The following is a 19,235-nucleotide window of genomic DNA, read 5'->3' on the forward strand; positions in this document are numbered from 1 at the left end:
TTTAAGTATTAATTAAGAGGTGCAGTAAATTGAACATAATAGAAACTTCTATACAGGGAGTAAAGATCATTGAACCAAAGGTATTCGGTGATCACCGGGGATGGTTTATGGAAACCTATAGTGATGTATTGTTTGAAGAAGCAGGAATCGATATAAAGTTTGTTCAAGATAATCAATCGTTTTCTGCAGCTAAAGGAACATTAAGAGGATTGCATTATCAATTAAACCCTAAGGCACAAACTAAGCTCGTAAGGTGTACGAAGGGAGCCATATTTGATGTTGCTGTAGATATTCGAAAAGGGAGTCCTACTTTCGGTAATTGGTTTGGAATTGAACTAAGTGCAGATAACAAAAAACAATTGCTTGTACCTAAAGGATTTGCACATGGATTTATGACTTTAACAGATGATGTGGAAGTTCAATATAAAGTTGACGAGCTCTATGCACCTGAATGTGACAGAGGTATTCTTTGGAGTGATCCTGAAATTAATGTTGAGTGGCCAATTGATATCTCACCAGTTTTATCTGTAAAGGACGAGAAAACACCACTACTAGTTCATGCAGAAAATAATTTTTTCTATGGAGAGTAGACGATGAAAGTTCTAGTAACGGGTTACACTGGGCAACTTGGCTTTGATGTTGTTCGAGAAGGATTCGAACGTGGATTTGAAATGATGGGGATAGGTTCTAATGAGTTAAATATTACGGATGAACAATCTGTTTCCCAATTTGTGAAAGAAATGAAACCAGATGCTATTATACATTGCGCGGCCTATACAGCAGTAGATAAGGCAGAAGATGACAAGGAAAACTGCTGGAATGTTAATGTCAACGGTTCAAAGTACTTAGCCATTGCTGCAAAAGAGATAAATGCCAAGTTTATGTATATAAGCACTGATTATGTGTTTGACGGACTGGGTGAGGATCCATTTGTTGAAACAGAAGTACCTAATCCAGTAGGGTATTATGGGTTAACAAAACATGAAGGTGAAAAGGTAATTCAATCTCTCCTATCTGAATGGTTCATTGTACGGATTTCATGGGTGTTTGGTCAAAATGGAAATAATTTTGTTAAAACGATGCTGCGGTTAGCGGAAACACGAAATAAATTGAGTGTTGTTGGAGATCAAGTAGGTTCACCAACGAATACATTCGACTTATCGAGGTTATTACTTGAAATGATCCAAACGAATCGATATGGAATCTATCATGCAACGAATGAAGGATTTTGCAGTTGGTCTGAATTTGCTAAAGAGATTTTTCGGTTATCTGAGAAAAATGTAGTGGTTCACTCTATTACAACAGAGGAATACCCTGCTAGGGCAGTCCGTCCTAAAAACTCTCGTTTATCGAAACGAAAATTAGTTGAAAGTGGCTTTGAACCTTTACCAAAATGGCAGGATTCGTTGGCACACTATATAGATGCATTAAAACGTGAGGTGAAATAATGACTAAGAAAAAGCTCCTAGTAACTGGTGGAGCAGGGTTCATTGGAGGCAATTTTGTTCAATATATGGTTAATAAATATCCCCAATATGACATTTGCAATCTTGATTTACTAACATATGCTGGTGATTTAGCGAAGCACCGTGACATAGAAAAGAAGGATAACTATCATTTTGTACAAGCAGATATTGCAGATCGTGAGGCTATGATCGCTCTTTTTGAAAAAGAGAAGTTTGACTTTGTAGCCCACTTTGCAGCAGAAAGTCATGTGGATCGTTCTATTACAGAGCCCGAAATTTTTGTTCGAACGAATGTATTAGGAACTCAGGTATTACTAGATGCGGCAAAGCAAATTGGAGTTACAAAATTTGTTCATGTATCAACGGATGAGGTCTATGGTGAATTAGATTTTAATCCAACGACTTTCTTTACAGAGGAAACACCGTTACAACCAAATAGTCCATACAGTGCTAGTAAAGCATCATCTGACTTTTTGGTCCGTGCTTATCACGAAACATTTGGTCTTCCTGTCAATATCACACGTTGTTCTAATAATTATGGACCGTTCCATTTTCCAGAAAAGCTAATTCCTTTAACCATTTCTCGTGTATTAAATGATGAAAAGGTGCCCGTATACGGGGATGGCAAAAACATTCGTGACTGGTTACATGTTCTTGATCATTGTGCGGCCATTGACCTTGTTCTTCATGAAGGAGCCAATGGTGAAGTTTATAATGTTGGCGGACATAATGAACGAACTAATTTAGAAGTTGTTAAAACTATAATTAGTGCTTTAGGAAAATCAGAAGATTTAATTGAGTTTGTTACAGATCGCTTAGGTCATGATAAGCGTTATGCTATCGATGCAACTAAGCTAGAAAAGTTAGGCTGGAAGCCAACTTATACTTTTGAGACAGGTATTGCTCAAACCATTGAATGGTATTTGAACAACAAATGGTGGTGGGAACAAATCATTAGTGGTGAATACAAATGTTACTTTAAAAATCAATACCCATTAAAATAATTGATAGAAAGAGACCATGGGGAGACCATGGGGACGGTTCTCATGGTCTTTTGATTATGGTTTCACAAATCAGAGCAAATCGCAGGATTTGCTCTTTTTTTCACTAATAATTTACCTATTTTTCATTCAGTTTATGAGGGAATCCTTGTCATACAAGGGTTCCCTTCCCATTTCACCCCTCTAATTGAGCTAAAATCCCTTTTGGAAAATATATTTTCAAAGACCCTGTCCTTTTTGCCTACTTTTCTATATATAAAGGGGTGAAAGGAGGTGATTACGATGGCACAAGCAATTATTGCAACTTCTAAGCTGCGTTTGGTGTTCCAGGTGGGGATGGAGGATGACGGTAAACCGATTCTAAAGGCGAAGACTTTCAGTAATATCCAAAAGTTAGCGACAGCTGACCAGCTTCTACAAGCAGCACAAGCTGTTATCAGCTTATCCAATGATTCTCTCAGCAGCATGGAGAGGGTCGACAATTCTGAATTACTAGCGTAATCGGAAAATAAATGATAGAAGGAGGTGAATGAAATGGCTAAAACATTAGAGTTGGAGTTTGTTACGGAATATGGTAAACCCGCACGATTATCAATCGAAAATCCGAAGGAACCGATTGAGGAAGCAGTGGTGAAGGCTGCGATGGAAGCAATGATCGCTTCTGGAGTTTTCACTTCTACTAATGGTAACTATGCTTCTGTTAAAGGAGCACGAGTGATTGACCGCAATGTAACGGAATATGAAATTATTTAATAGTGTACGAGGCCGGTTTCCAAAAGAAGCCGGCCTCGGTGATACTGGCGAAAGGAGTGAATTCTAGTGGAGCAAATTATCCCTTTCATTAGTGATGTTGGATTCCCAATCGTTGTCACCCTCTATCTGCTTTACCGAATCGAGTCAAAACTTGATATGGTGGTCCAGTCGATACAGAACCTTCCTGAACGAATGAAGGTGTAAACGGAGTGGAGTGACGAAGTGACCATGGGGACGGTTCCGATGGTCTTTCTAAGCGGATTGTTATCTTTGGACCCTGGCCCCATGGTACGTGCTATTTAAAATTGACGAAATTTTAATACTTTTGCAAATTTTAATGTTGTATAATATAAAAATATTAAAAAAAAGGAGTAAAAAGAGAACGAGAGATAGCGGATATGTTATAGGAAAAGGAAGGTATCGTTAATTTTTTAAAAGTGAGAGGAAGGTTTGCATGCTAAAGATAAAACAGAATTTTTCAAGTATCTTATACCTTATCCCAAAGGTATTCCAATTATTTTTGAATATTTCTCTCATTCTTTTAGGAATCATTTTATCCGTTTTACTCGTAAAGGAATTAGTCATTTTCATTCAGATTTTGATAGAAGGAGGCGAAAATGATTATAAACTTGTTCTAGCGAATATACTGATCTTCTTTTTATATTTTGAGTTTATTTCTATGATTGTTAAGTACTTTAAAGAAGAATACCATTTCCCTATTAGATATTTTATCTATATTGGTATAACGGCAATGGTAAGAATCATTATTGTTGAGCACGAACACCCTGAAAAGGTATTATTTTATGCGATTATCATCCTCATTCTTATAATCGGCTATTTCATTATCAATTGTACTCCTCGTGAAAGACCCAATAGTAACAAATTGTTTAAAAAATGAAACTGATAAAAAACCGCAGGTAGTAACGTTACGGTGAGCCTTATCATTAGTAAATGAGGTATAGGGGATACCTCTCCTTAAGGTTGGGGATCAGGTTAAGGGCCCGATCTGATAAATAGACGGAGAAATTCCGCTTAGTTAGTAAATAACATCAAAAAGAGCCTAAATAAACGGAGAAATTCCGCCTATTGACTCGAAAACCGTGGAAATAGAGGATTTCGCTTTGCATAAGCGGAAAACTTCCGCTTATATATCCCGAAACAAGCTTCATTCTGCAACTAACCGGAAAATCTCCGCTTATTTACTTTGGCTGGTTACTTTAAGTTGCATGCTTCAATTTTAGCCATCCAAGAGACCCCATTATGATGCGTTACGGTGAACCGTAAACCAGAAACTCTTATTATAAAACAGACACTTACAGCTTAGTAGGTGTCTGTTTTTATATCCATATTGGAAATGGTCCCTAGTTATTACCAACTTGTAAGAAATAATAAGAGTTTTTTGAGTTTATGTTAAATAATTGTATTTCATGAAAAAGTTCTCTTTTTCTATGCTATAACTTGATTGAAGTGAGTTGATTCCGTTGGTTTGAGAAAACGAAAGACTACCTAAATTCGAAAGGTGCTGTTTTATTTGTTACATTCCACCGTTCAGTTAAGTGATTTTAGTTTAGATACATTACCATCCATGTTAAACCATTCGCTCAACAGAATGAAGAAGGTAAAAAGTATTATCTTATTAATAGGGGATGGGATGGGTTTTTCGTACACGACAGGTCTTCGTTACTTTAATCATGATGCGCGAACGGGGCTTATGAGGCCGACATTATTTGATCAATATTTTGTTGGTACCCAATCGACCTATTCATTGGACGCAAAGAGTAACATTACAGACTCGGCTGCAGCAGGTACTGCTTTAGCAACAGGCTATAAAACCTATAATGGTGCCCTTGGTTTGAATAGTGAAAAACAGGCGGTTCCGAGTATTTTAGAATATGCTAAATTTCGTGGTAAATCTACTGGTCTAGTAGGAACGAGTCAAATCAATCATGCTACACTTGCGGCGTTCGCCACACACCATGAATCCCGGGAAAACTATCATGGAATTGCCGATGATTATCTGGATGAACGAATCAATGGCGAGAACAAAATCGATGTCTTGTTGGGGGGAGGAGCCTCCTACTTCGATAGAAATGACCGTAATTTAGTTGAAGAGTTTATAAAAAATGGCTTTGGTTATGCTACCAATTCAATCGAACTTTTAGCCGATCGGAACGAGAAATTGCTAGGCTTATTTGCTCCAATGGAACTTCCCAAACACCTTGATCGCTATGCAACCACGGTACCTTCTCTTTCGCAAATGACCAATGCTGCACTCACCCGCTTGCAGCAAAACGAAAATGGTTTTTTTCTTTTGGTAGAGGGAAGCCAAATTGATTGGGCGGGGCATGACAATGATATTGTAGCTGCCATGAGTGAGCTGAAGGACTTTGAAACCGCGTTTCATGTGGCCGTACAATTTGCGAAAAATCGGGAGGATACCCTCGTGATTGCAACCGCTGACCACTCCACTGGCGGAATGAGTATCGATCGAAATGATAACTATAAATGGAATCCTTCTGTGATTAGATCCGTTAAATCGACCCCGTCTGTGATTGCAGCAGACATGCATAAAACCAAAGAATTAGCTAGGATCAAACGTCACATGCACCTATCTATTCATCTAGAAGACTTGAAAACCATCCAATCTACATTAGAAATGGAAGTAGAAGATACCAAAAAGGCTCTCATTGACATCATCAATCACTATACCAGCACCGGGTGGACGACAAAAGGCCATACTGGTGAGGACGTCCCCATCTATGCATATGGCTTAAATAGACATATGTTTAGTGGAAGAATGGAAAATAGTGAGATTGGTAAGCTTTTGTTTGAGATGATAGATTAAGGGGGTTCCATGGGGGCGGTTCTTGTGGTCATCGCAAAAATATAAAGTCCATCAGAACCGTCCCCATTGAACACATTGAACATTCACTTTTGTATCGTGGTATTATTTTTGCTGCGAATTGAAAAGAAAGCTTTGTGTAATCTTGTGGCTAAAACACCTGTTATCACGGAGATCACGATGTCGCCGGCGATGCTATTAACAAAACCAATCATTAAAATATGTGCCCAGCCGTTTGGAACACCCAGCCATGTATTAAGCGCCAAGTATAAGTAAGGTACCCCAATGAGGTAAACGACCAGGAGGCCGATAAAATTGGCAATAATAAAATGATAGGTTTTAGGATTTGCGATTCGTTCAATCATCCAGCCGATTACAAATGCGGCAACAATAAAGCCGATTAAATAGCCAAATGTAGGTTGTAGAAAATAGCCAATCCCGCCGCCTTGGGTAAAGACAGGGAGTCCTGCTAAGCCAATACCTACATAGACAAGCTGGCTTTGCATTCCACGTTTACTTCCTAATAAACTACCTGCTAAAAAGACAAAAAGAATTTGGAGTGTAAATGGAACATAGGGTAAGGGAATTTTAATAAACGCACCAACCGCCGTTAAGGCAGCAAATAAAGATACATTGATTAATGAAACCGTTGGATTTTTTTTAATGGTCAAGCACCGCCTTATGAAAATAGATATTTTCGAAGTAATGTTCAATCACTTCATTTGTGGTCAAAATCATCGTCTTGATTTCCTCATCTGTAATGACATAGGGCGGCATAAAATAAAGAACATTTCCTAAAGGGCGCAGCAGCAAGCCTTTTTCCAAAGCAAGCTGATAAATTTTATATCCAATTCGTTCTTCACTAGGGAAGGGCTCCTTTGTTGCTTTGTTCTTTACTAATTCAATCGCCCCTACCATCCCGGTTTGTCGGTATTCTCCAACGTATGGATGGTCTTTAAATACTTGGGAAGCCAGCTTATTCATGTATGTACTCTTCAATCGGTTTTTTTCCAAGTAATGGTCCTCTTCAAATATGTTTAATACTTCAAGTGCGACTCGACACGCTAACGGATTACCTGTGTAACTGTGAGAATGTAAGAAAGCTTTTTTCGTTTCATAATCATCGTAGAAGGCATTAAAAACCTCCTCTGTGGTTAAAACGGCTGAAAGTGGTAAATAACCGCCTGTTATTCCTTTTGATAAACACAAAAAGTCGGGTGAAATTCCTGCTTGCTCACAAGCAAACATCGTTCCCGTTCGACCAAATCCTACTGCCACTTCATCTGCAATCAGGTGCACATCATAGTGCAAACAAAGTTCTTTTAGTTTCTTTAAATAGGAGGGAGGGTACATTTTCATACCTGCCGCTGCTTGTATTAACGGTTCAATAATAATGGCACTTATTTCTTCATGATGTTGAGATAGCTTTTCTTCCATGAATGAGATACAAGGTGTACTGCAGCTTTCGGGGGTCTTGCCAAAAGGACATCTAAAACAGTCAGGTCCTTGTACCCGAATGGTATCTAGTAATAGTGGTCTATAAATCTCGTTATATAGTTCCACTCCTCCAACAGAAAGGGCCCCTAGTGTTTCGCCATGATAGGCATCTGTTAAGGCTAAAAATCGCTTTTTATTTGGTTTGTTTTTTTGCATATGATATTGAAAGCTCATTTTTAAAGCAATTTCTATCGCAGATGATCCGTTATCGGCAAAAAATACTTTCGTTAAACCATCCGGAGTTAGTTGTACTAGTTTTTCAGCAAGCAGAATGGCTGGTTCATGTGTAAAGTTTGCAAAGATTACTTGTTCCAATTGAAAAGCTTGATTGGCTAAAGCTTTGCTAATTCGCTCATTGGCATGTCCGAATAAATTTACCCACCAGGAAGAAACCGCATCTAAATACCTTTTTTCATTTTCATCATACAAGTAAATCCCTTTCCCGCTTTTAATGACAATGGGCGGAAGGTCTTCATAATCCTTCATTTGTGAACAAGGGTGCCAAACATGATTTAAATCTCTCTTTTGTAAGTTTGAAAGTATAGAAGTCATATACTGGATAACCTTTCAAGAAACTCGGTATTTGGTAGTTGAATATTTTTTAAATCAGAAAGAACGTCTAACTTGGGTATGACGAGAGTTGGCAGGTCTGTATTTTGTTGTATCGTCCTGATGTTATTTTTCTCAAGCTCAGTCCCTTTATCCCCATTAAATACGATCCCTACAATGGGAATCTCCCATATTTTAAGAGCTTCAAGAGATAGGAATGTATGATTAATCGTCCCTAACTTTGTACGGGTAACCAATACTACAGGTAACTGAGATTGTTTAATAAGCTTGAGGAAATGATAGTTACCTTGTTCGTTCAAAGGCACATATAATCCACCTGCACCTTCACTAATCACATGATCATACATGGTCATTAATTTTGTGATATGCTGCAGAATGACTGCTTCATCGATTACTGCTCCTTCTAACATGGCGGCATAATGGGGAGAGGCAGGCTTTTTAAAAGAATAACTATTCAAATGTTCCTCGACTAAAACTTCTTCACTGAATGACTTATAAAATTCCGTGTCACCATAAAAATGCTTAGTATTTTCTACCATGATTCCAGTTTGAATGGGCTTGTAGGGTATGGCTGTCACTCCTTTCGTTTGAAAATACCGCATGAAGTAAGCGGTTACCAATGTTTTTCCTACATCTGTATCTGTACCCACAATCCAAAAATGATTTGTCATAAGATTCACCCCTATATGTTAACCAATATAGAAAATAGGTTAACATATGAAAAGTGAGCCTGTAAATGATTTTGTGTCCTGGGGGACGGTTCTGATGGCTTTTTTCCTCTTTGGGATTTTTCGTTACTAAAAAAGAATAAGAAAAATTTCACTTCCATCATTTAGAAACATGTGGTAATCTTTACTAGAAAGTTGAATATCGTGTTCTAGTAGTCTACTAGGGGGGTCCAATGGCTTGGACTGAGAGAAGAAGGCAAATTTCTTCGACCCTTTGAACCTGATCTGGGTGATACCAGCGTAGGGAAGTAGTGTCAAAGTTATGTGCTTCATTGTACAGGTTTTGGCTACTTTTTTATGGCAGTTTCAGGTTCTGAATTTCATTCAGGGCCTTTTTTATTGTCTAAAACTACGTTGTAACTCTTCATCCGCACACAAAAAAGGAGGAAGTTACATGCAAAAGCAAGAAGAAATGAAAATGGATTTAAAATCACAGTTTACAGGAAGTAAAAAGGTATATGTACAAGGATCTAGGCCTGATATTCAGGTGCCGATGCGAGAAATTTGCTTAGGTTCTACCGTTAATACCTTTGGTGAGGAAGAAAACGAACCAGTACGAGTGTACGACACAAGTGGTCCTTATACGGACTCAACCTACACCGTTGATATTAGAAAAGGGCTGCCTGCAGTCCGTAAGACTTGGATAGAAGAACGTAAAGATGTAGAAAGCTATGAGGGCAGAGATATTAGGCCAGAAGATAATGGCTTCAGTGCTGAAGATCCACGTGCAAACTTAGAATGGTTTCCGAATGTTAACAAAAGCCCATTACGTGCAAAAAAAGGCCGCAATGTAACACAAATGCACTATGCGAGAAAGGGTATGATCACTCAGGAGATGGAGTATATTGCCATTCGTGAGAAAATGGATCCTTCTTTTGTACGAGATGAGGTGGCAAAAGGGAGAGCAATTATTCCAGCAAATATAAATCATCCAGAATGTGAGCCCATGATTATCGGGCGGAATTTCCATGTGAAAATAAATGCGAATATCGGAAATTCTGCCGTATCTTCTTCTATTGAGCAAGAGGTTGAAAAAATGACTTGGGCAACTCGCTGGGGTACTGATACGATAATGGATTTATCTACAGGGAAAAATATCCATACGACAAGGGAATGGATTATTAGAAATTCACCAGTACCAGTGGGAACCGTGCCCATTTATCAAGCACTTGAAAAGGTAAATGGGGTGGCAGAGGACTTAACCTGGGATGTGTACCGCGATACATTAATTGAGCAGGCAGAACAAGGTGTTGATTACTTCACGATTCACGCAGGGGTGTTATTGCGCTATATTCCAATGACCGCAAAGCGTACTACAGGTATTGTCTCACGTGGTGGTTCCATCCTTGCTCAATGGTGCTTAGCTCACCATAAGGAAAACTTCTTGTATACACATTTTGAAGAAATATGTGAGATTTTAAAAGAGTATGATATATCTGTTTCTCTTGGGGACGGCCTAAGACCTGGGTCCATTGCGGATGCAAATGACGAAGCGCAGTTTGCTGAGCTTGAAACATTAGGGGAATTAACAGATATTGCGTGGAAGCATGATGTACAGGTAATGATTGAAGGCCCAGGACATGTCCCTATGCATATGATAAAAGAAAATGTGGATAAGCAGATGGAAATTTGTAAAGAAGCACCCTTTTATACATTAGGTCCATTAACGACAGATATTGCTCCTGGATACGATCATATTACATCGGCAATTGGTGCAGCCATGATTGGCTGGTTCGGTACAGCCATGCTGTGTTACGTAACGCCGAAGGAGCATCTGGGATTACCCAACAAGGATGATGTACGTGAAGGGGTGATTACCTATAAAATTGCTGCACACGCTGCTGATTTAGCAAAGGGTCATCCTGGGGCACAGATCCGTGATAATGCCTTATCGAAGGCACGCTTTGAATTCCGTTGGAACGACCAATTTAATTTATCACTTGATCCAGAAAGGGCACGAGAGTACCACGATGAGACGCTTCCAGCTGAAGGAGCTAAAACAGCACATTTCTGTTCGATGTGCGGTCCGAAGTTCTGCTCCATGAGAATTTCCCATGACATTCGAAATATGGCGAATGAAAAGGGTGATTCCGAAGAACGTTTAATTGCTGAAGGTATGAAGGAAAAAGCGAAGGAATTTGTCAAGGATGGATCGAAAATCTATCGATAAATGTACCTTGGGGATGGTTCTTGAGGTCACGTTCAAATATGTCCAGGAGAAACGTCCCCATGGTCCCAACGGGTATTAGGGTTTCCAAAGAAAGCACTTGAATTCAAGTGCTTTCTTTTATTTTCAAATGCTAAAATGCTTTGCCAGTTCAACAGGATGAGGACTGGTCATTGCTTCAGACATAATACAAAAACCCGCCGCACCTGCTGCTCGTATTTCTTTAACGTGGGTTCTTTTGATTCCGCCAATGGCGTATACCGGAATACTGACCGAATCGCATACCCCTTTCAGGAAGGGGAGTCCTCTCGGAGGCACTCCCTTTTTACTATCTGTTGAAAAAATATGACCCGCAATTAAAATGTCAGCACCTAAGGATACAGCCTCTTTTGCTTCCTCTACTGAATGGACAGATGCACCAATCACGCTAAATGAACACAAATCACGTTGGTATTTTCTTAAATTTGACATGGATAAATGAATATTGGTTAGTCCCAATTCAGCTGCTGCAGAAATATTTTGATTGATGATCAATGGGACATCGTGATACTGACAAATTTCGTTTATTTGAAAGGCTAAAGCTTCAAATTCATGAAGCTCTAAGTCTTTTTCCCTTAGCATGATGGCATGAGGCTTTCCCTTTGCTAATTGCTGAATTCTCTCGAGAAAATTCTCCTGACAAAGCCTTCGATTGGTAATATAAATGAGCATGGGTTCACCTAAACCCTTATATAGTCTGTATAGACCGGCTGCAGACCTTTCTGGACAATCATGTCGTGAACTTCCTTAACGGTTCTTTCATCAGAAATTTCAAACTGCTGGTCGCCTTTTTGTTCTTCTACATGACCGCCCACGCCAACATTCACACCTGCCGACATTTTCGTCGCCACCATGCCGGCAGTATGGTCACGGAATCCCGGTCTTTCCCGGGTGGAAATCGTAATTCCCGCAAATGGCATAAACAGGCGGTAAGCCAGCATCACTTGTAAAAGCTGTTTTTCGTGGACGTCCTTTGAATTATTATCCGCATTGTTAATGTATGGACGTAACCGTGGAACGGAGAAGCCGATTTCAGCATGCGGATATTTTTGTTGAATTAATTTTGCGTGCAATCCAGCCGCGAAGGCATCTTTACGAAAATCATCTAATCCTAGCAATGCCCCGAAAGAAACCCCGCGCATTCCTCCTAATAAAGCCCGCTCCTGTGCATGAAAACGGTAGGGGAAAATTCGTTTCGATCCCCATAAATGAACCTGCTCATATTTATCGGGATTATAGGTTTCCTGATAAACGGACACAAAATCAGCGCCGCATTCCCTTAGAAACGCGTATTCGTCTACGTTTAGAGGATAGATTTCAATTCCAACCGTTTTAAAATACTTGACTGCCAGTTTAATCATTTTCCCGATATACTCAACATCTGATTTATACCGGGATTCACCGGTAAGGAGTAAAATCTCTTCTAAACCTGTAGCAGCAATCGCTTTTAATTCATCCTCTGCCTCATTGGGGTTTAGAACGGCACGCTGAATTTTATTGGTTGCTTTAAACCCGCAATAGACACATTCATTTTCACAATAATTCGCAATATATAAAGGTGTAAAAAGGGTGATGCTGTTCCCGAAGTGCTTCTTTGTTTTCTCCATGCCTTTTTGAGCCATCTCTTCTAAATATGGCAGCGCGGCAGGGGAAAGAATGACTCCAAAGTCCTCCAAAGTTAAATGCTCCTTGCTTAAGGCTCTCTCAACATCATGTCCTGTGTAAAGATTATAATTATATTTTTCTACCGTTTTTAACACCATGTCCATTAAATCAGATTGTATGATTTCCATACCTTCCTGATACTGCATATGATCAACTTTTTTTCTTCCCATCTCGTATTAATCCTCCAAAAATCCTGTTAATGGACTAGATGCTTCCGCTTTATAATCAAGTACTCTTCCTAAACCGGCTAAATAGGCTTCACGGCCAGCTATTATCGCGTGTTTAAAAGCACTTGCCATCATGGATACATTGTTTGCTGTCGCAACGGCCGTATTACACATGACCGCCGCAGCCCCCATTTCCATTGCTTCACATGCTTGAGACGGGCGTCCGATACCGGCATCGACAATAATAGGTAAGTCGATTTCATCAACTAAAATCTGAATGAACTCCTTTGTACATAGGCCTTTGTTGCTTCCAATCGGAGCACCTAAAGGCATGACCGCACTAGCCCCTGCATGGACGAGGGCTCTTGCCGCATATAGATCCGGGTACATATAAGGCATCACAATAAATCCTTCTTTGGCCAGCAATTCGGTTGCTTTAACCGTTTCTTGATTATCAGGCAGTAAGTATTTCGAATCAGAAATTACTTCCAATTTGATAAAATCCCCGCAGCCGAGTTCCCTTGAAAGACGGGCGATTCTTACAGCTTCCTCTGCTGTTCTAGCACCGGAAGTATTCGGAAGCAGCGTAATATTGTTTGGAATATAGTCGACGATATTTTCTTCGCCGCCTGTATTCGCTCTTCTTAGGGCGAGAGTGACAATTTCAACTTCTCCATATTCAATAACGGCTTTCATAAAATCGAGTGAAAATTTACCTGACCCCAGAATAAAACGAGATTGAAACGCGTGTCCGCCAATCGTTAATTGATCTTTTACTAATGTCTCTTTCATGTTAAAAATCCTCCTTATACTTCTTCTTGTCCTAATAATAATCGTAGAATCATATTCGCTTGATGGCCGGCGCAAATTTGCACTCTTGGTGCCATTAAACCTCTGCCGATTCTTGCTTCATTTTCTAAATCTCCACAAAGATATAATTGTTTCATCGGCCTCCTTGTCTGGATTAAATTAGAGCTATCATAGCCTGCCATACCGGACCCGGATACGATTTTACAATCGGGGAGCTGCTCCAATGCCGTATTAACCAGCATTGCTTTGGCATTCGGTTTGTCAAAGGCTTCACAAATGACATCATAGCCTTCAAACAGTTCCTTAACATTTTCCTCTGAAATTCTAGCGATTCTTGTCTCGACTGTAATAAATGGATTAATCTCTTCTATCTGCTCTTTAAGAGCGGTTGTCTTTGGCATTCCTAGATGTCTTATGTAATAGCTTTGCCGGTTAAGATTACTAGGCTCCACAATATCAAAATCAACTAGGAACAGATGGCCAACGCCAATTCTCGCCAGCATGATTGCAATATTAGATCCAAGACCGCCTAACCCTGCGATGGCCACTTTTCCTTCTTTTACCTTCTGGTGGACGTATGGAGTATGCCTCGCCATCATCAAGCTTTCTAATTCTTCTTCTTCTGGCATGATGCCTTTTCGAATAATAGAGAGAATATCATGTTCATCTAAGGGTGAATCATGTTCAATTTGAAATCCGTTTAAAATAACAATATCATCAGGATTTCCTATACTTTCTCTTACTTGGAAGGCCGTCTGAAAAGTTGTTTCCTGTTTCTTGCCATTGATGATTATTTTCATGATGGTCAACCTCCTCCAACAAATCTAACAATTTCTAAAGTATCCTCTTCTTTAAGAATTAAATTCTTATATTCTGCTTTAGGAACAATCTTTCTATTGCATTCAACTGCAACTTTTGTTAAATCAAAGTTTTTTAATGTTAAATATTCATATAAAGTTTGATCCTTCTCTACTGGTTCAATAGTCCCATTTACCTTCACTTTTTCCACTTCCTTTCTCAATTTTTCACAAAAAAAAGCACAAAAAAGGTAACACCCTTTCGGTGGTGCTCCCCATTTTGTGCTTCGTTTTATTAAATATTTAACAGAATTATATAATAACTTTGTAACTAAGTCTATAAGAGATTTGAAAAAGTTTCAATGGGGAGGGTTCTTGTGGTCTGCGTAAACCATAAAAGACCATGAGAACCGTCCCCAAGGTACACTTTCCCTAGGGGACATGAATATTCTCCTTACCGACATCATATATATTACCAACTTCTATAAAATCCAAAATATTGGCTTTTAGTTAACTTTTGTATTATATTATAAATAAGTAGTTCTTTATTTAGAACGAGTAGTGCGTTAAAACAATCAAAATTTGGAGAAAGAAGTCGATTTATGAAAAAATTTTATAAATTTCTTTTTATCCTTTTATCGCTTTCGATTTTATCCCTACTATATTTCCATTACCTTACATCTACAAAAGAAGACATAACCATTCAACCTCATGAAGATCCGATTACTCAAGATATTATACAAACAAATCTGCCAAGGGATGATGAAGGTGATTGTGTGGAAGACGCTATTTACAAAGAAACGAATGCTAATCTAAATGGGTGGGTTTTAATTTGGCAGGATGAATTTGAAAGTAACTGCCTGGATTCCAGCAAGTGGAATATAGAAGACTGGGCAGCTGAGAAAAATAATGAACTCCAATACTATTCTCCCAATAATGTAAAGGTTGAGGATGGCGTGTTAAAGTTAATCAGCAAAAAGGAACAATTTAAAGGGAAGGATTACACATCAGGGGCAGTACATACCCAAGGAAAATTTAATTTTTTATATGGAAAAGCAGAAATGAGGGCTAAGGTTCCTGCTGGACAAGGGATGTTTCCAGCTTTTTGGATGATGACAGATAAGGAAAATACATGGCTTCCAGAAATCGATATTTTGGAAATGCTTGGTCACCAGCCGGATCAAGTTTGGATGGTTTCACATTGGTTAGGTGAGGATGGAAAGTTAAAAAGTGTTTCTGACACCTTTAAAGGTCCAGACTTCTCCAAAGATTTTCATACTTTTGGTATCGAATGGACTCCAGCTTCGATTACGTGGTTTATCGACGGTATGGAGAGATTCACAATAAGCAGGAACATTCCAAGTGAAGAAATGTATTTATATCTAAATACGGCGGTTGGGGGTAATTGGCCAGGGGCTCCAGACCAAACGACGGTATTTCCTGTCAGTTTTGAAATAGACTATGTAAGGGTTTATCAGGGAAATGGAGAGTGAGGGTAATTTTTTTTGGACCGCTTGTTCGTTTTTTCGAACAAAATGTGAATTAAAGCACAAAAAATTCCCGGACTCTTTATTATCCTTCACAAAATCCTTTCATGAAGGTTGGAGGAAGGTTCTATGATGTTAATGATCACAATGACTCTATTCTGCCTTTTTATCGTATTCCATCTCCTCTATATTTTTATTCCCCTTTATACTAGCAGAGCGCAAAAGAGAGATTATCCAACAAAGGAGAAGGGAATTAGCATCTTGATTCCTGCCTATAACGAGACACTTGTCATTGAAAACTGTCTGATGGGTATTCTCAATGTGAATTATACCGATTTAGAGATTCTGTTTATCAATGATGGCTCCACCGATGACACACTTGATACTTTCGACAAACACCTTAAGCTTGCTAAAACCTCAAGGCTTAAAGAGGGGGTGCTGAAACATGAAGAAGTAAGGGAAGTTTACCAGTCGCAAATCTATCCTTATATTTGGGTGATTGATAAAGAAAACGGTGGAAAGGCTGATGCCCTTAATACCGGAATAAATTTCGCCAAGAATGAAATACTGATTACCTTAGACGCCGACAGCATTCTCGAGCCCAACTCATTAAATGAAATGAACCTAACATTTACAGATGACTCTGTTGTAGCTGCAGGTGGATTGGTTAATATCGTGCAAGGATTTAAACGTACTGAACAGAAGTTATTCCCTTGTTTTAAACTGCCTGGCCTGATTCGCTATCAAGTCGTTCAATATTTGAGCGCGTTTTATTTACATAAAACCACCCAATCAAGGATTGGGTCGATTACGGTCATCGCTGGGGCGTTCGGTGCTTTTCGAAGAAGTATTCTGATTCAAGCAAAAGGCTACAGAAAAACAGTTGGTGAGGATATGGATATTACACTAAGGATCCAAGAATTAATCGGGACAGTTTTGAAAGGAAAAAGGATTGTGTTTGTACCTGAAGCGGTTTGTTATACGGAATGTCCTGCAAGTTTTAAGAATTTATTCAGACAGCGAATACGCTGGCAAAAAGCTTTTGTAGACTGCGTCATTACCTACCGCAAGTCATTTTTTCGAAAAATGAATTTCAGGGTATCAACCTATTTATTAGTAGATTCTTTTTTACTCGGAACAGTGTCTGCCTATCCAACACTGATGGTTCCCATTATCGTTATTGCCACCATGAACCATCTGAAATTATCTATCATTCTCTTAATCATGTCGATCGTGTTAGCCATTATGCAGGATATTGCTACGTTAATAGTTTCTAGAAGATTCGGACATCATTATAGTTTGAGAGAATATATTTCGGTGCTTTTATTTCTTCCGATTGAAGTCATATTCTATCGAGTGACAGGATTACTTTTTGTTACGATTGGAACCATCCTCTATTTCTTTGATAAAGATGGATGGAACCGTTCAGAGCGGATTGGACAGCCAATTATGCTTGATATGGGGGTAAAAGCAGGCGTTAAAGATACACTCGGGGGGTAATGAAATGAAAAAATACACCATCTCCAATCTCTTGTTTACCGTTTTTTTCTTAGCTATTTTCAGCCCTCTTTGTTATTTACTTTACGATTATGTTCTCAATTTCGCTCTGCCGCCTGTGGCAGCCAAACAGTCATTACGTGATATGAACACAGATCCGATCTCTGTTAATCGTGATTTTCCTATTGTCGAGGAGTATGCCGACAAAGTGCCCGTCCTCATGTATCACCAAGTTATTCCGGAGAGTCAATTAAAAAAACACCATTTTACTGAAGATGGTGATATCAATGAAATGGTTGTGACGCTTGAGGAGTTTACCAAGCAAATGAACTATTTGAAGGAGGAAAATTATACGGTTTTATCGTTAAAAGAGTTTGAAGGGTTTATGACGAACCAGAAAAAGGTACCAGCCAAAAGTGTCCTGATTACATTTGATGATGGTTTTAAAAATGTGTTTGAATTTGCGTATCCTGTTTTGAAAAAGCATGATTATTATGCTGTGAGTTTAATCATTACTGGACTCATTACAGATAGAACCGTTGATTATGATTCTGCCTTTCTCCAATATGCCAGTCTTGATGAACTGAAGGAAGCAAGTGATGTCTTTGATTATGGAAACCATACACACTCCTTCCACCATAGGAATGATGAGGGAGTGTCCTACTTAGAAGCCTATGATATGGTGGACGTTAAAGAGAATCTTACCAAAGCGAATGAATGGGTAGGTCACTCAGAGGCTTTTGCAGCACCATATGGAGAGTATAATACTGCGACATTAGATATTTTAAAAGAACTGAATATTAAAATGGGGTTTACTGTTGAGCCAGGTTATGCGAATCCATCTCAGCACATCCTGGAGATTCCTCGGTTTGCCATCTATCCATTTTATACGGTGGAGGATTTTGGATATATTCTTGGGGGACATGGGGACGGTTCTCACGGTTTTATTCGATGATGATAGAAGAAAGAGATGGAAATCCCATAAGGGGTTTCTTTAGGCGGAGAATTTCCGGCTATTGTAGATAAAGGAACCTTAAGAAGCCGATATAAGCGGAAATATTTCCGGTTAACTGCTTTAAATACGACAAAATCCAATGATTTGGAAACCTTAAGCGGAAAAACTCCGCTTATTATGAAGGAAATATGGGGATTTCCCAATTTAAACGGAAATTCTCCGCTTATTTTCCAAACACAGTAAGATCAACATTCAGCTTTAACACAGCCTTAAAATAAAAAGACCAGAAGAACCGTCCCCATTGAACACATTCGTATTCAAATTTAATTTTCTCCACCAATCAGTCCCTCTTGCCACATTTGATAAATGTAAAGGCAGATAGCGATTGTTGTCATGATTAGAATCCCTTCAATAGGCGATAAGTTTCCTGCACCAGTTGTAATTTTGAGTTTTTTCCATAAAGCCCTGAAACCAAAGGAATAGATACTATCTACTATCAAATTAACAAGGATATAAACCCAAAATCTCCGAAAGGTAAAATAAAAGATCCATATGGTCCCAACCAAAAAAACACCATAAACAGTATGGATTTGTGCGATTTTATCCCAAGAAAAAAGAGTTTCTTTATATTTCCACCAATCATACGTCCAAGCAACTTGGTACATTATTGTATTTATCACCGTTGCAAATAAAGCAACAGGCATATATCTTCGGAGAGCAGAGTTGTTCAAAAAGAATAAGGAAAGCCAGGGTAATAAAAAGAAAGACCATAAAACGAGTTTTATCATATAAAT

Annotated in this window: 21 protein-coding genes and 1 riboswitch; of the genes, 12 read left to right on the plus strand and 9 right to left on the minus strand. The window is 38.9% G+C overall.

The annotated features are described in order from the left end of the window. Positions 1-29: 29 nt before the first annotated feature. From rfbC to ACY3XC_RS23970, 8 genes are all read left to right on the plus strand, one after another. On the plus strand, positions 30-590 hold the full coding sequence (gene rfbC, locus ACY3XC_RS23935; protein WP_464870808.1) for a dTDP-4-dehydrorhamnose 3,5-epimerase: 561 nt from the start codon (positions 30-32) through the stop codon (positions 588-590). A gap of 3 nt (positions 591-593) precedes the next feature. Next, positions 594-1,448, plus strand: a complete 855-nt coding sequence (gene rfbD / locus ACY3XC_RS23940; protein WP_464870809.1) for a dTDP-4-dehydrorhamnose reductase — start codon at positions 594-596, stop codon at positions 1,446-1,448. Beyond that, positions 1,448-2,470 (plus strand): dTDP-glucose 4,6-dehydratase, encoded by a 1,023-nt coding sequence (gene rfbB / locus ACY3XC_RS23945; protein WP_464870810.1) that lies wholly within the window; start codon positions 1,448-1,450, stop codon positions 2,468-2,470. The genes rfbD and rfbB overlap by 1 nt, the downstream gene beginning before the upstream one ends. 279 nt (positions 2,471-2,749) lie before the next feature. Next, positions 2,750-2,968, plus strand: coding sequence for a DUF1659 domain-containing protein (locus ACY3XC_RS23950; protein ID WP_464870811.1), 219 nt, complete (start codon positions 2,750-2,752; stop codon positions 2,966-2,968). A 33-nt stretch (positions 2,969-3,001) separates the two neighbouring features. Further along, on the plus strand, positions 3,002-3,220 hold the full coding sequence (locus ACY3XC_RS23955; RefSeq protein WP_464870812.1) for a DUF2922 domain-containing protein: 219 nt from the start codon (positions 3,002-3,004) through the stop codon (positions 3,218-3,220). A gap of 66 nt (positions 3,221-3,286) precedes the next feature. Then, entirely contained in the window at positions 3,287-3,424 is a 138-nt protein-coding gene (locus ACY3XC_RS23960; RefSeq protein ID WP_179158929.1) for a YvrJ family protein, read from the plus strand. Between the two features lie 250 nt (positions 3,425-3,674). Continuing rightward, positions 3,675-4,118, plus strand: a complete 444-nt coding sequence (gene psiE, locus ACY3XC_RS23965) for a phosphate-starvation-inducible protein PsiE (protein ID WP_464870813.1) — start codon at positions 3,675-3,677, stop codon at positions 4,116-4,118. Between the two features lie 633 nt (positions 4,119-4,751). Next, positions 4,752-6,065: an alkaline phosphatase gene (locus ACY3XC_RS23970; RefSeq protein ID WP_464870814.1), complete on the plus strand. Its 1,314-nt coding sequence runs from the start codon at positions 4,752-4,754 to the stop codon at positions 6,063-6,065. 83 nt (positions 6,066-6,148) lie between these two features. Here ACY3XC_RS23970 and ACY3XC_RS23975 read toward each other — a convergent pair whose 3' ends face one another. The 3 genes from ACY3XC_RS23975 to bioD are packed head-to-tail and all read right to left on the minus strand — an operon-like array spanning position 6,149 to position 8,800. Next, complete coding sequence (locus tag ACY3XC_RS23975; protein ID WP_464870878.1) at positions 6,149-6,727, minus strand: biotin transporter BioY; 579 nt, start codon at positions 6,725-6,727, stop codon at positions 6,149-6,151. Then, positions 6,723-8,111 carry an adenosylmethionine--8-amino-7-oxononanoate transaminase gene (gene bioA, locus ACY3XC_RS23980; protein WP_464870815.1) on the minus strand — a complete coding sequence of 463 codons (1,389 nt, stop codon included), beginning with the start codon at positions 8,109-8,111 and terminating at the stop codon, positions 6,723-6,725. The genes ACY3XC_RS23975 and bioA overlap by 5 nt, the downstream gene beginning before the upstream one ends. Continuing rightward, on the minus strand, positions 8,108-8,800 hold the full coding sequence (bioD, locus tag ACY3XC_RS23985; RefSeq protein ID WP_464870816.1) for a dethiobiotin synthase: 693 nt from the start codon (positions 8,798-8,800) through the stop codon (positions 8,108-8,110). Before bioD ends, bioA begins: the two co-directional genes overlap by 4 nt. Positions 8,801-9,009: 209 nt before the next feature. Further along, positions 9,010-9,121: riboswitch (TPP riboswitch) on the plus strand. Between the two features lie 130 nt (positions 9,122-9,251). Between bioD and thiC the strand changes: the two genes are divergently transcribed. Then, on the plus strand, positions 9,252-11,027 hold the full coding sequence (thiC, locus tag ACY3XC_RS23990) for a phosphomethylpyrimidine synthase ThiC (RefSeq protein WP_464870817.1): 1,776 nt from the start codon (positions 9,252-9,254) through the stop codon (positions 11,025-11,027). A gap of 123 nt (positions 11,028-11,150) precedes the next feature. Here thiC and ACY3XC_RS23995 read toward each other — a convergent pair whose 3' ends face one another. From ACY3XC_RS23995 to thiS, 5 genes are read right to left on the minus strand one after another with little or no spacing between them, the layout of a single operon-like run. Continuing rightward, positions 11,151-11,735, minus strand: coding sequence for a thiamine phosphate synthase (locus ACY3XC_RS23995; RefSeq protein ID WP_464870818.1), 585 nt, complete (start codon positions 11,733-11,735; stop codon positions 11,151-11,153). Between the two features lie 8 nt (positions 11,736-11,743). Next, a complete protein-coding gene (gene thiH / locus ACY3XC_RS24000) occupies positions 11,744-12,898 on the minus strand; it encodes a 2-iminoacetate synthase ThiH (protein ID WP_464870819.1) in 1,155 nt (384 codons plus the stop codon). Positions 12,899-12,904: 6 nt separating this feature from the next. Then, positions 12,905-13,687, minus strand: a complete 783-nt coding sequence (locus tag ACY3XC_RS24005) for a thiazole synthase (protein ID WP_464870820.1) — start codon at positions 13,685-13,687, stop codon at positions 12,905-12,907. A 14-nt stretch (positions 13,688-13,701) separates the two neighbouring features. After that, the gene (gene thiF, locus ACY3XC_RS24010; RefSeq protein ID WP_464870821.1) at positions 13,702-14,505 is read right to left on the minus strand and encodes a sulfur carrier protein ThiS adenylyltransferase ThiF; all 804 of its coding nucleotides are present in this window, start codon (positions 14,503-14,505) and stop codon (positions 13,702-13,704) included. 5 nt (positions 14,506-14,510) lie between these two features. Continuing rightward, complete coding sequence (gene thiS, locus ACY3XC_RS24015; protein ID WP_464870822.1) at positions 14,511-14,705, minus strand: sulfur carrier protein ThiS; 195 nt, start codon at positions 14,703-14,705, stop codon at positions 14,511-14,513. A 399-nt stretch (positions 14,706-15,104) separates the two neighbouring features. On the opposite strand from thiS, the gene ACY3XC_RS24020 reads away from it, so the two are divergent. The 3 genes from ACY3XC_RS24020 to ACY3XC_RS24030 all read left to right on the plus strand — a co-directional run bounded on the left by ACY3XC_RS24020 (position 15,105) and on the right by ACY3XC_RS24030 (position 18,441). Next, positions 15,105-15,995, plus strand: a complete 891-nt coding sequence (locus ACY3XC_RS24020; RefSeq protein WP_464870823.1) for a glycoside hydrolase family 16 protein — start codon at positions 15,105-15,107, stop codon at positions 15,993-15,995. Positions 15,996-16,118: 123 nt separating this feature from the next. Beyond that, on the plus strand, positions 16,119-17,489 hold the full coding sequence (locus ACY3XC_RS24025; protein ID WP_464870824.1) for a glycosyltransferase family 2 protein: 1,371 nt from the start codon (positions 16,119-16,121) through the stop codon (positions 17,487-17,489). A 4-nt stretch (positions 17,490-17,493) separates the two neighbouring features. Beyond that, a complete protein-coding gene (locus ACY3XC_RS24030) occupies positions 17,494-18,441 on the plus strand; it encodes a polysaccharide deacetylase family protein (RefSeq protein ID WP_464870825.1) in 948 nt (315 codons plus the stop codon). Between the two features lie 323 nt (positions 18,442-18,764). On the opposite strand, the gene ACY3XC_RS24035 is transcribed toward ACY3XC_RS24030, so the two are convergent. Then, positions 18,765-19,229, minus strand: coding sequence for a hypothetical protein (locus tag ACY3XC_RS24035; protein WP_464870826.1), 465 nt, complete (start codon positions 19,227-19,229; stop codon positions 18,765-18,767). Between the last annotated feature and the right edge of the window lie 6 nt (positions 19,230-19,235).

The organism is Bacillus sp. CZDM1 (assembly GCF_055502545.1).

Coding starts and splice junctions, on each gene's coding strand:
- ACY3XC_RS23995 (WP_464870818.1), bottom strand. CDS start 11,735: ATGCTCATTTATATTACCAATCGAAGGCTTTGTCAGGAGAATTTTCTC.
- rfbB (WP_464870810.1), top strand. CDS start 1,448: ATGACTAAGAAAAAGCTCCTAGTAACTGGTGGAGCAGGGTTCATTGGA.
- bioD (WP_464870816.1), bottom strand. CDS start 8,800: ATGACAAATCATTTTTGGATTGTGGGTACAGATACAGATGTAGGAAAA.
- ACY3XC_RS23955 (WP_464870812.1), top strand. CDS start 3,002: ATGGCTAAAACATTAGAGTTGGAGTTTGTTACGGAATATGGTAAACCC.
- ACY3XC_RS24030 (WP_464870825.1), top strand. CDS start 17,494: ATGAAAAAATACACCATCTCCAATCTCTTGTTTACCGTTTTTTTCTTA.
- thiH (WP_464870819.1), bottom strand. CDS start 12,898: ATGGGAAGAAAAAAAGTTGATCATATGCAGTATCAGGAAGGTATGGAA.
- ACY3XC_RS24035 (WP_464870826.1), bottom strand. CDS start 19,229: ATGATAAAACTCGTTTTATGGTCTTTCTTTTTATTACCCTGGCTTTCC.
- ACY3XC_RS24025 (WP_464870824.1), top strand. CDS start 16,119: ATGATGTTAATGATCACAATGACTCTATTCTGCCTTTTTATCGTATTC.
- ACY3XC_RS24005 (WP_464870820.1), bottom strand. CDS start 13,687: ATGAAAGAGACATTAGTAAAAGATCAATTAACGATTGGCGGACACGCG.
- rfbD (WP_464870809.1), top strand. CDS start 594: ATGAAAGTTCTAGTAACGGGTTACACTGGGCAACTTGGCTTTGATGTT.
- thiC (WP_464870817.1), top strand. CDS start 9,252: ATGCAAAAGCAAGAAGAAATGAAAATGGATTTAAAATCACAGTTTACA.
- psiE (WP_464870813.1), top strand. CDS start 3,675: ATGCTAAAGATAAAACAGAATTTTTCAAGTATCTTATACCTTATCCCA.
- bioA (WP_464870815.1), bottom strand. CDS start 8,111: ATGACTTCTATACTTTCAAACTTACAAAAGAGAGATTTAAATCATGTT.
- ACY3XC_RS24020 (WP_464870823.1), top strand. CDS start 15,105: ATGAAAAAATTTTATAAATTTCTTTTTATCCTTTTATCGCTTTCGATT.
- ACY3XC_RS23950 (WP_464870811.1), top strand. CDS start 2,750: ATGGCACAAGCAATTATTGCAACTTCTAAGCTGCGTTTGGTGTTCCAG.
- thiF (WP_464870821.1), bottom strand. CDS start 14,505: ATGAAAATAATCATCAATGGCAAGAAACAGGAAACAACTTTTCAGACG.